Annotated in this window: 12 protein-coding genes; 10 read left to right on the top strand and 2 right to left on the bottom strand. The window is 47.2% G+C overall.

Translation table 11 applies throughout. The features are described 5' to 3' along the window. Positions 1-3: 3 nt before the first annotated feature. From AC4EVX_RS09055 to AC4EVX_RS09030, 6 genes are all read left to right on the top strand, one after another. Positions 4-1,194 carry a LysR family transcriptional regulator gene (locus AC4EVX_RS09055; RefSeq protein ID WP_490160045.1) on the top strand — a complete coding sequence of 397 codons (1,191 nt, stop codon included), beginning with the start codon at positions 4-6 and terminating at the stop codon, positions 1,192-1,194. A gap of 148 nt (positions 1,195-1,342) precedes the next feature. Continuing rightward, the gene (locus tag AC4EVX_RS09050; RefSeq protein ID WP_177977933.1) at positions 1,343-2,881 is read left to right on the top strand and encodes a DUF1538 family protein; all 1,539 of its coding nucleotides are present in this window, start codon (positions 1,343-1,345) and stop codon (positions 2,879-2,881) included. 123 nt (positions 2,882-3,004) lie between these two features. Then, positions 3,005-3,703, top strand: a complete 699-nt coding sequence (locus AC4EVX_RS09045; protein ID WP_177977932.1) for a P-II family nitrogen regulator — start codon at positions 3,005-3,007, stop codon at positions 3,701-3,703. Between the two features lie 246 nt (positions 3,704-3,949). Continuing rightward, positions 3,950-4,777, top strand: coding sequence for a purine-nucleoside phosphorylase (locus tag AC4EVX_RS09040; protein ID WP_177977931.1), 828 nt, complete (start codon positions 3,950-3,952; stop codon positions 4,775-4,777). Positions 4,778-4,872: 95 nt separating this feature from the next. Beyond that, complete coding sequence (locus AC4EVX_RS09035) at positions 4,873-6,231, top strand: sodium-dependent transporter (protein ID WP_177977930.1); 1,359 nt, start codon at positions 4,873-4,875, stop codon at positions 6,229-6,231. Positions 6,232-6,266: 35 nt separating this feature from the next. Continuing rightward, the gene (locus AC4EVX_RS09030; protein WP_177977935.1) at positions 6,267-6,947 is read left to right on the top strand and encodes an HAD-IA family hydrolase; all 681 of its coding nucleotides are present in this window, start codon (positions 6,267-6,269) and stop codon (positions 6,945-6,947) included. Positions 6,948-7,072: 125 nt separating this feature from the next. Here the strand turns inward: AC4EVX_RS09030 and AC4EVX_RS09025 are convergent, their stop codons facing one another. Both AC4EVX_RS09025 and AC4EVX_RS09020 read right to left on the bottom strand, forming a co-directional pair. Next, positions 7,073-8,374: a peptidoglycan-binding protein gene (locus AC4EVX_RS09025; RefSeq protein ID WP_177977929.1), complete on the bottom strand. Its 1,302-nt coding sequence runs from the start codon at positions 8,372-8,374 to the stop codon at positions 7,073-7,075. A gap of 163 nt (positions 8,375-8,537) precedes the next feature. Beyond that, positions 8,538-8,849: a helix-turn-helix domain-containing protein gene (locus tag AC4EVX_RS09020; protein ID WP_177977928.1), complete on the bottom strand. Its 312-nt coding sequence runs from the start codon at positions 8,847-8,849 to the stop codon at positions 8,538-8,540. A gap of 302 nt (positions 8,850-9,151) precedes the next feature. Here AC4EVX_RS09020 and loaP point away from each other — a divergent pair, with 302 nt between their 5' ends. From loaP to AC4EVX_RS09000, 4 genes are all read left to right on the top strand, one after another. Continuing rightward, a complete protein-coding gene (gene loaP, locus AC4EVX_RS09015; protein WP_490160044.1) occupies positions 9,152-9,682 on the top strand; it encodes an antiterminator LoaP in 531 nt (176 codons plus the stop codon). A gap of 41 nt (positions 9,683-9,723) precedes the next feature. Then, a complete protein-coding gene (locus AC4EVX_RS09010) occupies positions 9,724-10,857 on the top strand; it encodes a glycosyltransferase family 4 protein (RefSeq protein ID WP_490160043.1) in 1,134 nt (377 codons plus the stop codon). A gap of 295 nt (positions 10,858-11,152) precedes the next feature. Continuing rightward, complete coding sequence (locus tag AC4EVX_RS09005; RefSeq protein ID WP_490160042.1) at positions 11,153-12,349, top strand: glycosyltransferase; 1,197 nt, start codon at positions 11,153-11,155, stop codon at positions 12,347-12,349. A gap of 43 nt (positions 12,350-12,392) precedes the next feature. Then, positions 12,393-13,640, top strand: coding sequence for a nucleotide sugar dehydrogenase (locus AC4EVX_RS09000; RefSeq protein ID WP_490160041.1), 1,248 nt, complete (start codon positions 12,393-12,395; stop codon positions 13,638-13,640). The last annotated feature ends 31 nt before the right edge of the window (positions 13,641-13,671 follow it).

Here is a 13,671-nt window from a genome sequence, read left to right as displayed (position 1 = left end):
AAGATGAATGAACGGCAACTGCGTTACCTTGAGACGATTGCAGAGCAGGGAAGCATCCAGAAGGCTTCCTCTCTGCTCAAGCGCGATGCCTCGACTTTAAACCGGGTTGTCCGGTCCGTCGGGGAAGAACTCGGAGTGACTCTGTTTCGGCGCAGTCACAGTGGCGTTGTGCCGACACCGGAGGGAGAGGTTGTTCTGGCATTTGGCAGAAGGATTCGAGAGATCTTTATGAAAATTCGCACACTCGGGAATATTGAGACTTCCTACTTGCGCGAGTGGACAGAGAGTGATGTCCGCTATCTGATTGAGATTCGCCAGCAGAAAAATATTTCCCGGGCAGCGGATGAGCTTTTTATCGCACAGCCGTCGCTGAGTCAGGCGGTGATTCAAATCGAGGAAAGCCTCGGAATCTCGCTGTTTTTGAGAACGAGTGAGGGCGTCGAGGAGACAGTAGCAGGAGGGATCATTCTCGATCGGCTTGAGCGGGTGCAGGCACTTTCGCGCCAGATGCGCGTGGAGCTTGAGGCATACCAACAGATGAAAAAAGGAATTTTGACGGTTGGAATTCCGGTCAATCTCGCCGCCTATGTGCTCCCGGCGGTGCTTCCGGAGTTTTCGGAGCTCTATCCGGGGATTCAGGTCAAGTTCCGCGAAAATAATTCTATGGAGCTTGAGCGTCTGCTGTTTCAGAAAAAAGTGGATTTCTGTGTGATGCATTTTCAGGAGGAGTCCCCGGGACTTCAGTATGAAAAGTTTCTCGAAGACCCGTTCTATCTGGTGCTTCCGATGAGCTGGCACGGCAGATTTCCATTTCAGAAGAATCAACCTCTGACGGCGGTTCAGATCTCTCTGCTTGCGCAGGAGCCATTTATTCTTGTCGAGAGCAGACAGAAACTACGTCTTGTCGGGGATCAGATCCTGAATCGCGCGGGAATCATTCCGGATGTGAGATATGTTTCAAAGAGCATGGAGACGACGAAACGCCTTGTCGCAGCGGGACTTGGGGCGACCTTCCTCCCGCGCTCGTATCTGACTCTATTTTCGGGAACAGAGGGGCTTGAGTATTTCCCGATCGATCGGAGCGTGCATGCACTCTGGCAACTTGTGGCGGCATACCGAAAAGAAGAAGAGCTTCCGCTGAGCGCAAGAAAATTTCTTGAGATCTCGAAGCGGGAGATGGAAAAGGGACTGTGAGAGCAGTTCCTTTTTCCGTTAAAGTTTCTTAACAATCACAGAATCTTCACAGATTTTATGTTACAATAAGGTCTCAAACCAAAATGAGATTTTGCTTAAGTTGGGACAGAAACAAAAAATAGAAAGCGAAGAGTGAAGGAGGAAGAAGTTGATCAGAGAGAAGACAAAATTACATGAAAAATTGCAGGAAGCTCTCAGTGCAGTGCTTCCGATCATTGCGATTGTGCTGGTGCTCTGCTTTACAGTCGCTCCGATCTCGCCGGGAATTTTGTTATGTTTCCTGTGCGGAGCGGTCTTGCTGATTGTCGGAATGATGTTTTTTACACTGGGAGCGGAGATGTCGATGAGTCCGATGGGAGAGCGTGTCGGCTCAAGTCTGTCTAAGTGCCGGAGTCTTCTGGTGTTGACGGCAGTGACATTTGCGCTCGGTTTTGTGATCACGATCTCAGAGCCGGATCTTCAGGTACTTGCGGGACAGGTGCCCTCGATCCCCAATATGACGTTAATTCTTGCGGTCGCAGTTGGTGTCGGGATTTTTCTTGCGATTGCCCTGCTTCGTATGCTTCTTGGCATTGCGCTTCCTCCGCTCCTTGTTGGCTGTTATGCCTTTGTCTTTCTTCTGGCATCTCAGATTCCGAAAGATTTTATCGGTGTTGCATTTGACTCAGGCGGAGTGACGACAGGACCGATGACCGTGCCGTTTATTCTTGCGCTTGGAGCCGGTATCTCGGCAGTCCGCGGTGACCGCCATGCAGCCTCCGACAGCTTCGGTCTTGTTGCTCTGTGCTCGGTTGGTCCGATCCTTGCAGTGCTTCTTCTCGTGAAAATCTATCAGCCGGAGAACAGTACATACGCAGTCACTCAGATCCATACCGTTGCGGATTCGGTAGAGCTGGCAGGAATGTTTATGGAAGAACTTCCGGAGTATTTAAAGGAGATTGCGGTTTCTCTGCTTCCGATCCTTGGATTTTTTGGGCTTTTTCAGGTGTTTGTCTTAAAGATTGGCAAACGCTCATTGACGAGAATCGGAATTGGTCTTGTGTATACTTATGTGGGTCTTATATTGTTTCTGACGGGTGCAAATGTCGGCTTCATGCCGGCGGGAACGTATCTCGGCGAGGTACTTGCAAGCCTTCCGTATCGATGGATTATCGTACCGATCGGCATGTTAATCGGTTATTTTATCGTAAAGGCAGAGCCCGCAGTCTATGTGCTCAACAAGCAGGTGGAGGAGATCACGGACGGAGCAATCCCGGCGAGTGCGATGGGTGCGAGTCTCTCGATCGGTGTGGCATGCTCGGTTGGAATTGCGATGCTTCGCGTGCTCACGGGAATTCCGATTCTTTGGATTTTGATTCCCGGATACGGGATTGCGATCGGACTCTCGTTCTTTGTGCCAAAGATTTTCACGGCAATCGCATTTGATTCGGGTGGTGTTGCCTCCGGTCCGATGACTGCGACGTTTCTGCTTCCGCTAGCACAGGGGGCGTGCAGTGCCGTTGGCGGAAATATTGTGCAGGATGCGTTTGGCGTGGTCGCAATGGTTGCGATGACACCGCTAATTACGATTCAGATTCTCGGTATGATTTTCCAGCTCAAGAGCAAGAAGGCAAAGGGAAGAGCACCGCTTCCGGCAGGCGCAACAGCCTGGGATTTGCTGGATGAGGATGCAATCATTGAGCTGTAAATAACGGTGTAGAAATTAAGAAAATAAAAAGGTACATGAAAGATAAGATAAAATGGAAATGGGCATACGGCATTAACGTGTGAGGAAAATAATGTGCAGGAGAGAGGTGGGATTAGATCGAATATGAGCGAACTGTATATGATGATGACGATCACAAATCGGTCGATGTACCGGAAATTTCAGAACTTTTATCAGGAAGAAGGATTGACGATCTCCTTTGGAACAGTCGGACGTGGAACAGCCGGGAATGAGACGCTGAATCTGCTCGGTTTAGAGAGCTCGGAAAAGGCACTGATCTGGTCATTTGTGACGAAGAGTGTCTGGAAGAAGATCAAGATGGGGCTTCAGACGAAAATGAGAATTGACCTTCCGGGAATGGGAGTGGCATTTATCATTCCTCTTTCAAGCATCGGAGGAAAGAGGGCGTTGCAGTTCCTTACGGAAAATCAGAATTTTGAGAAAGAGGAGGAGTCGATCTTGAAGGATACCAGATACGAGCTGTTGATTGCGATTTCCAATCAGGGCTATACCGAGATGGTGATGGATGCAGCGCGGAGTGCGGGGGCCTCCGGTGGCACGGTGATTCATGCGAAGGGAACAGGAATGGAGCGCGCAGAGCATTTCCTCGGGGTTGTGCTCGTCGCAGAAAAAGATGTCGTCCTGATTGTTGTCAAGAAGGAGCAGAAAAACGACATCATGCAGGCGATCATGAGAGACGCCGGCGTGAAGAGCAAGGCAGGAACGATTGTATTTTCTCTTCCGGTGACCTCAACTGCGGGTATGCGCCTGATTGAGGATGCAAAAGAGGAGAAGGAAGCATAGGGAATAAGGTGCTTTAAAAGATTTTCGGGAGACCTTGTGCTCGTGGTTAGCAAGGTCTTCTTTTTGTGTCGGAATCTGTGCCAGAATTGGCAAGCTTCTTGACGAATGTCCATCGGAACGGTATACTTAATAGGCATCTATACAGAAATAAAGGGGGCGCCTGAGGAATCTCTGTGGCACGGATCAGAAAAGGTAAGAGTCAAAGAAACAAAAACAGGCAATTGATAAGAAAAGGAGAAGATATTTATGACAAAGGCTTATGAGCGTCTTTTAAACTGCTACGAGTGCTTTAAGAAGAAAGTGAATTTCACCCCGAAGGTGGCACTGATTCTTGGATCTGGTCTTGGAGACTATGCGGATGGAATCAAGATTGAGACAACACTTGATTACCATGAGATCGATGGATTCCCGGTATCGACGGTGAGCGGACACAAGGGACGTTTTGTATTCGGTTATGTCAATGAGGTTCCGGTTGTGATCATGCAGGGTCGTGTGCATTACTACGAGGGATACTCGATGGAGGATGTGGTACTTCCGACTCGTCTGATGAAGATGATGGGCGCGGATATCCTGTTCCTGACGAATGCAGCGGGTGGAGTCAACTTTGACTACAAGGCTGGCGATTTCATGATGATCACCGACCAGATTGCGAATTTTGTGCCGTCTCCGCTCATCGGACCCAATATTGAGGAGCTTGGTCTGCGCTTCCCGGATATGAGTGAGATCTATAACAAGAATCTGTGTGAGATCATTCGCCAGACTGCAAAAGATCTGAATATTGATCTCAAAGAGGGAACGTATATTCAGCTCACCGGACCGAATTTTGAGAGCCCGCATGAGGTAAAGATGTGTCGGATTCTCGGCGGTGATGCGGTTGGAATGAGCACGGCGTGCGAGGCGATTGCGGCAAACCATATGGGAATGAAGGTCTGCGGAATTTCCTGTATTTCCAATATGGGAGCTGGAATGAGCGACCAGCCACTCACACATGAGGAAGTCAAGGAGACCGCTGACCGTGTGGCTCCGCTGTTTAAACAGCTGATTACCGAGTCGGTTACCCGTATGGGAAAGTGAGAATGCAAGAATTTGATTGATTGACAGGGAGCAATGATTTTATTCTGACATTCAATGAAAAAGAAAATGGATATGGAAGAGGAAAACGAAAAGAAATGGAACAGAGAGAAACTTTTGGATCAAGACTTGGTTTCCTGTTGCTTTCAGCAGGATGTGCCATCGGAATCGGAAACGTGTGGAGATTTCCGTATGTGACCGGACAGAACGGGGGCGGTGTATTTGTACTGTTTTACCTGATCTTTCTGGCACTGATGGGAGTTCCGGTGCTTTCGATGGAGTTCTCGGTGGGACGTGCAAGTCACAAGAGTCCGGTAAAAGCATATCAGGCGCTCGAGCGTCCGGGACAGAAATGGCATCTGCACGGTTATGTTGCGCTTTTCGGCAACTATATGCTGATGATGTACTATACGACCGTAGCAGGATGGATGTTTAACTATTTTTATAAGTTCCTTATAGGAGCTTTTTCCGGTAAGGATGCAGATGGCGTTCAGAATGTTTTTGGTGGAATGCTCGCAAGTCCGGGTCAAAATGTGTTCTGGATGGGAATCGTCATTGTGCTTGGAATTCTTGTCTGCGTACAGGGACTTCAGAATGGCGTAGAACGAATCACAAAATGCATGATGATGGGACTTCTCTGCCTGATTATTGTGCTTGCAGTTCACGGAATGATGCTTCCGGGTGGTTCAGAGGGCCTGAAATTCTACCTTCTGCCGGATTTCAAGCGCGCAGGTGAGGTTGGAATCGGAAATGTGATTGTGGCAGCGATGAACCAGTCCTTCTTTACATTGAGCCTTGGTATCGGCGCGATGGCAATCTTTGGAAGTTATCTTGACAAGAAGAACACCTTGCTCGGTGAGGCAGTCAATGTCGGAATTCTTGACACCTTTGTTGCAATCATGGCAGGTCTGATCATTTTCCCGGCTTGCTTCGCATTTGGAGTAAATCCGGACAGCGGTCCGAGCCTGATCTTTATCACTCTGCCGAATGTTTTTGCATCGATGGCAGGTGGTCGAATCTGGGGAAGCCTGTTCTTCCTGTTCATGGCGTTTGCGGCCTTTTCCACGGTTATCGCAGTGTTTGAGAATATCATTGCCTGCGATATGGAGTTGTTCCATATGGACAGAAAGAAATCTTCGTTGATGAATCTGGTACTGTTGTTTGTGCTCTCTCTGCCGTGTGCGCTGGGTTACAACCTGCTGTCCGGTATTGAGCCGATGGGAGCCGGTACTGCGATTCTTGATCTTGAGGATTTCATCGTCAGCAACCTTCTGCTTCCGCTTGGATCGCTGATTTACCTGTTGTTCTGTACCTGGAAACTCGGCTGGGGATATGAGAATTACCAGAAAGAGGCGAACCAGGGTGCAGGTATGAAGATACCGAAGTGGATGCGCGCCTATGCAAAATATGTGCTTCCGCTGTTGATTGTTCTGCTGTTCTTGCAGGGAGTGCTGTAACTTACTTTTTTACTTTCGTCTGGGAGGAATGGATGATGATTCGGTACTGTATTTTTGATCTGGATGGAACGCTTTTAAATACGCTCAAGGCTTTAAATTACACGACAAATCTGGTGCTCAAGCATTTTGGCTATCCGCCGGTCGGTGAGGAGCAGATTCGCCAGTTTGTCGGAGATGGATACAAGTGTCAGATGGAGCGGGCTTTGCGTTACAGTGGAGATGAAAAACTCGAGCATTATGAGCAGAGCCTTACTCTGTACACAGAGATTTTTGCAGAGCATTGTCTGTACGAGGTCAAGCCGTATGAGGGAATCCCGGAACTTCTTGAAGAACTGAAAAAGAGAAAGATCCGGATTGCGGTTCTCTCCAACAAACCGCATGCTCGCACAGTTGAAAATATTGAGCATGTGTTTGGAAAAGGCTATTTTGACTATATTGCCGGAGAACAGCCCGGAATTCCGAAAAAGCCAGATCCGGCGGGTGTTCTGCGGATTCTCGATATATTTGGTGAGACACCGGAGCATGGACTCTATTTTGGTGATACGAACACCGATATGAAGACAGGACTCGGGGCAGGACTCACAACCGTCGGTGTGAGCTGGGGATTCCGTCCGCGCGCAGAACTTGAATCCTTCCATCCGCAGTATGTGATCGATCATCCGAGTGAGGTGATTGAGAAGATTCTTCCGGAGATTTCTTCAGAGAATGCGAAGTAAAAAGAAGTAAACAAAGCGAAACAAAATAATTAAACAGAATAAAATTAAACAAAAGACGCTGAATGTCGCGAAAAACGGCAGTCAGCGTCTTTTTGTATTTATAGAAATCTCTGTTTTTTTGGTCTTTAACCGTACAGTTCTCCGATTCCGGACACCCCGACATAGATGTGGGAAATCTTATACCAGGTTGCAAAATCGACGACACCGGTCTGTGGGAGACCGAAGATTGACTGGAAGCGGGAGACGGATTCCGCCGTTCCCGGACCATAGATACCGTCTGTGCTCACGCGCGGAATCGCGGAGTATACGGTTGCGATCGCGTCGAGCTGTTCCTGAAGCTGTTGAACTTTTTGACCGGACGATCCGATCGTCAGATCGTATCCGGGCCAGGAAGCGGGGATTCCAGAGATCTCTTCTGCGGTATTGATATAGATGCTGTCTCCATAGAAACGACGCAAAATCTGGATCGGGTTGTAACCGCGCTCTCCAAGGTCACACGATCCCCACTGCGTCATCCAACCGCGCTGAAGACATTGAACCTGTCGCCCATCACAGTATTGTGTCAGAATCGGCTGCTTGACGCCGGGACGGGACAGGTAGTTGTCGAAGATTTCATCAACGATGACGGAGATGCTCTCATAGATATTTCTGCCATAGATCCATTTGTGATCAAATGCGGTGGAGGAGGTGATTGTGAAATCATACCCGCGATTCCGGTAGTGCTCGGTGTAGACACGGTTCAGCGTAAAGCTCATGATTGCGAGGACATTGGCGGTGATCGATGCCTGTGGCCAGGTCGCGTAGATCTCACTCGAAGCCACATTTTTGATATAATCGCGGTAGGGAACATAGTAGTCGCGTGCGGAAGAATCGGTCGGTGCTCCGTCATGGACAACGATCGTCTGCGGAACGACAACGCGACTCAAGACAATCTCGCCACTTTCATTGATAGGCTGGATTTCCGTCTCTGCAATTTTCGGAGGGTAAGTGCCATAGAGCGTGTGGTCTGGAATGACAACAGGATTCTCCTGAGGTGCAGGATCATCCTCCGGCTCCATCTGCACCGGTTGAATCGCAAAGGCATCCGGGAGAACCTCACATCCATGGATTGTCACACTCTTAAAACCGGAAGCGGTGATGCGGATGTTGTAGTTGGCGTAGGGCTGTGGACTTCCCGGCGTCAGACTGTATTCAAGCGGAGGAGCTGAAAGGCGAAGCGCATCCGTCTGACCGGAAGCATCGGTCGTCGTCTGTTCCACAATTTGATCCGGTGCGTCCGGTATAGACAGCGAAACCGTTGCATCCTGGATCGGAAAACGATTATCCGAGCGAACCGCCTGGATCTGGAGCGAGCCAAAAGCACTCAAGCTTACCTGTGCGGGTTTCGGCGTTTCCTGTATCGTCAGTGTCTTCCGATTAAGTTTCATTTTCGTTCTTCTATTATTTAAGTTCCATGAGTTCATGAAAAATCCCCGTAATCTTGATTTTCCTTATCCCTTTAAAATATGAAGAAGTATGGTTGAAAATTCCGCAATTATGTGATCTTTTGAAAAATCTTTTTGTATCTTTTTGTCGAGTAGTTGCTTGGTTCTACAATCCGCCAAGCTGCTCAAGCATCAGAAAGGCAAACTGTCTCTTTTCGGGATCAAGTTTCTCCCAGCGGTCAAGAATTTGCTTCTGTTCGCCGGTGAGATCCGGGTAATTTCCGCTTTCTGAGAAAAACTGTGCGACAGAGATTCCGAGTGCCTCACAGATTCGATTGATTGTTTCGACAGACAAAGTATTCTGTTCCCGTTTCATTTTGGAGAATGCAGACTGAGAAATTCCTGTCATCTGAGAAAGGCGATACTTCGTGATTCCACGCTGACTGCACAATTCATCAATGCGTCCGATAATATCCATAAAACCCCCTCCGTTTCATCATTTTGTAGAAAAACAAGATTCTTTAGATGTTTATATTGTAAATGGAAGTTGCGGAAAGTTTTAGTAGTCAGATAAGCAACTAAATGCTTGTCCAAAATTGCCTTACAGATGTACTTATTGTCTAATCTTAACAGAAATGGGTTGGTGATATTGAATAAGATGTGGAAAAGATTAGAAATAAAGAAAATGCTTCGATAAAAGAAAACACTTTACTTTCCAAAAAGAAAGTAGTAGAATGTCGACAGGAAAGTGTGTACAGGTTATAGAGAGTGCGATGGAGGATGATGATGCAGGAAAACACCGCGAACTGGTATGCGATTCATATAGACAGGCAGGATCAGGAAGGCAGGATACTGGATTATTGTCAGGCACTCGGAAAAGATCTTCTGAAAGATGCATTTTTTCCAAGGATTCGATATTACAAAAGATATCAGGGCGCCTGGCATGAAGAAGAAAAACTTCTTTTTCCAAAATACTTCTTTGTAGTGACCGATCAGATAGAACAATTATATAAACTTTTTCAGAAAGCCCCGAAGCCAATTGAGATTCTTGGTACTGGGGACACGCCAGTAGAACTCTCCAATGATGAAATCCATCTCTTAAATAAATTAATGAATCATAGACATGAAATTGAAATGTCGATGGGGCGTATTTGTGATGGGCATTTGGAAGTTTCTTCCGGACCACTCAGGGGAATGGAGAACATGGTTCGGAAGATTGACCGCCATAAACGCATGGCGATCATAAGAACGCAGATGCTTCAACGGGAGATGGAGATGCAGGTGGGACTGGAAGTGACGGAGAAGAGCTAAAAATTGAAGTTGATGCAAAGAGGCAAAAAGTGGAGAAAATTATGAAAAAAAGATTTGCAATTGCTATGTTTGGTCATAAAAGGCTGACCAGAGAAGGCGGCATTGAGATTGTCGTAAAAGAACTCTGTACGAGAATGGCACAGATGGGGTATCAAGTGACCTGTTACAACAGGTCGGGGCATCATGTGAGCGGTGCAGAGTATGACAGAAACACAAAAACAGAATATGAAGGAATTCGTCAAAAGTCTGTTCCGACAATTGAAATGAAGGGTTTAGCAGCAGTTAGTTCTTCATTTTTTGCAGCTCTTTGTAGCGCTTTTGGAAAATACGATGTGGTACATATCCATGCAGAAGGACCGGCTTTTTTTTCATGGCTTCCTAAGATGTTTGGAAAAAGAGTGATTGTCACGATTCATGGAATTGATTGGCAGAGAGAAAAGTGGAAATCCGGTTTTGGTTCAAAATATATTCGGCAGGGTGAAAAAAATGCCGTGAAATATGCAGATGAGATCATCGTTTTAAGTAAAGGGGTACAGGATTATTTTAAAAATACCTATGGACGATCCACCCACTTTATCCCGAATGGTGTGAGCCGACCGGAGATTCAGAAAGCGGAATTGATTACGAAAAAATTTGGTCTTACCAAAGATTCCTATATTTTGTTTTTGGGACGGCTTGTTCCAGAAAAGGGACTTCGCTATCTGATTGAAGCGTTTAAGCAGGTTGAGACAGACAAGAAACTGGTGATTGCCGGTGGTTCGAGCGATACCGATTCTTTTACGAATGAATTGAGAGAACTGGCAAAAGAAGATGATCGAATCCTCTTTACCGGTTTTGTCCAGGGTCAGATGTTGGAGGAATTGTACAGCAATGCTTATATTTATACCCTGCCATCTGATTTAGAGGGAATGCCGTTAAGTCTGTTGGAGGCAATGAGCTACGGAAACTGCTGTCTGGTATCCGATATTCCGGAGTGCGCAGAAGTGGTGCAAGATAAAGCGTTGATTTTTAAGAAATCAGATGTGAATGATCTGTGTGCTTGCCTGCAAGAGGCATGTGATCATCCGGAAAAGGTGATGATATTAAAAGCACAGGCAGCGGATTTTATCTGTAAGAAATACGACTGGGATAAGGTTGTGGAAGAAACATTGAAGTTATATAGGGGAGAAAAGTAATGCGGGTATTGATGATTAATAATCTCCTCTAACCGAATGCAGGTAGTGAGATGTACATAGTGAAAACGCCTGAAAAATAGCGTATTTACGGCACTTTTCGAGAGATGGGTAGAGCTGCGAGAGCAGTTTTTATCTCACTACCTAGGTTCAGTAACAGCAGATGATTTTATCATAAGAACTTTCAGTATCACTACCTGCATTTGTATGGAGCACTCTGGTTTATGAACAACACATTGGAAGTGCTTCATCTGAACAGAGGTAGTGAAATAGAACATAGAATAAGGAGAAATACAACGTGAGGACGCTGATTTTGAATAAATTTCTGCACCGAAACGGCGGCAGCGAGACGTATATATTCAAATTGGGTGAGGCACTGGAGCGGCATGGACATGAGGTTCAGTACTTCGGTATGGAGCATGAAGGCCGCTGCGTGGGCAACCGGGTCAATGCTTATACATCTGATATGGACTTCCACGGTGGCAGCAAACTGAGCAAGCTGACCTACCCGATCAAAACTATCTACAGCAAGGAAGCAAGAGTGCAGCTGCGGAAAGTTCTGGACGACTTCAAGCCGGATGTCTGTCACCTGAACAACTTTAACTACCAGCTGACACCTTCCATCATTCTGGAAATCGTGAAGTGGCGCAAGGAGACCGGAAGAGATTGTAAGATCATCTTCACGGCACATGACTACCAGTTGGTCTGCCCGAACCACATGCTGAACAATCCGAATACGCACCAGAACTGTGAGAAATGCCTCGGTGGTCATTTCGTGAACTGCATGAAAGGCAAGTGTATTCACGGTTCCACGGCGAAATCTGCCATCGGCATGATGGAGGCTGAGTTCTGGAAGTGGAAGGGTACCTACAAGTACATTGACACTATGATCTGCTGCTCGGAGTTCATGAAGACCAAGATGGACAGCAATCCTCTGTTTGCTACTAAGACCGTGGCAATGCACAACTTCATCGACAAGGTGGAGTGGAAAGAGACTCCGAAGAAGGATTACGTCCTCTACTTCGGCCGCTTCTCGGAGGAGAAGGGTATCGGCACGCTCATCAAGGTCTGTAAGGAACTGCCGGATGTTCAGTTCATCTTCGCTGGCACCGGTCCTCTGGAAGAGACAGTAAATGGTATTAAGAACATCAAGAACGTTGGCTTCCAGAAGGGCGAGGCACTGGAAAAGCTCATCCGTGAGGCACGGTTCTCCATTTACCCTTCTGAGTGGTATGAGAACTGCCCGTTCTCTGTGATGGAATCCCAGATGTACGGCACGCCGGTGTTGGGAGCGAACATCGGTGGTATCCCGGAGCTGATTCAGGTCGGCAAGACCGGCGAGCTGTTCGAGAGTGGTAACGGGAAAGATTTGAAAGAAAAGATAGAAAAGCTCTGGGGTGATAAGAAGCTGTGTGCGGAGTACAGTGCGAACTGTAAGGACATCAGCTTCGATACCATTGATGAGTATTACGAGAAAATTATGAAGGTGTATTAAGGCTAATTAACAAATAGCCTTTGTGACGGAGGATAAAATAAAGATGAAGAATTATAAAATTGCCGTAGCTGGAACCGGTTATGTGGGCCTTTCGATTGCCACATTGCTTTCTCAGCACCATCAGGTGACTGCTGTGGATATTATCCCGGAGAAGGTGGACATGATCAACAACCGTAAGTCTCCAATTCAGGATGACTATATCGAAAAGTATCTCGCAGAAAAAGAACTGAAACTGACCGCAACTCTGGATGCAAAGGCTGCATACTCTGATGCGGACTTTGTTGTAATTGCGGCCCCTACGAACTACGACAGCCACACGCAGCACTTCGACACGAGCGCAGTCGAAGCTGTAATCAAGCTGGTCATGGAGTGTAACCCGGATGCCATCATGGTCATCAAGTCCACCATTCCGGTTGGCTACACCGCAAGTGTGCGTGAGAAGTTCAACAGCAAGAATATCATTTTCAGTCCGGAGTTTCTGCGCGAGTCTAAGGCTCTGTATGACAATCTGTATCCAAGCCGTATCATCGTTGGCACTGACTTGAACGATGAGCGTCTGGTTGAGGCCGCTCATGAGTTCGCTGGTTTGCTGCAGGAAGGTGCTATCAAGGACAACATCGATACTCTGTTTATGGGCTTCACTGAGGCAGAGGCTGTTAAGCTGTTCGCCAATACATATTTGGCTCTTCGTGTTGCTTATTTTAACGAACTGGACACCTATGCAGAAAGCAAAGGTCTGAACACCCAGCAGATCATTGATGGAGTCTGCCTCGATCCTCGTATCGGCAGCCACTACAATAATCCGAGTTTTGGTTACGGCGGATACTGCCTGCCGAAGGATACCAAGCAGCTGCTGGCGAACTACGCAGATGTGCCGGAGAACCTGATTGAGGCGATTGTCGAAAGTAATAGAACTCGTAAAGACTTCATCGCTGATCGTGTCCTGAAGCTGGCTGGTTACTACGGCTATGACGAAGATAACGAGTACGACAAGGAACAGGAAAAGTCTGTGACCATCGGTGTGTACCGTTTGACCATGAAGAGTAACAGCGATAACTTCCGCCAGAGTTCCATTCAGGGCGTCATGAAGCGCATCAAGGCTAAGGGCGCGACGGTTGTGATTTATGAGCCGACTCTGAAAGATGGCGACACCTTCTTTGGTAGCTTGGTGGTTAATGATTTGGCTAAGTTCAAGGAAATGAGCCACGCTATCATTGCGAATCGCTATGACAAGTGCTTGGATGATGTGAAAGAGAAAGTCTATACACGCGATATTTTCCAGCGCGACTAAAATGCATAATATATAGTGTAAGTCATTCTTA

The sequence above is a fragment of the Brotaphodocola sp. genome, from assembly GCF_983179755.1.
This window is presented reverse-complemented; position numbering and strand designations above follow the sequence as displayed.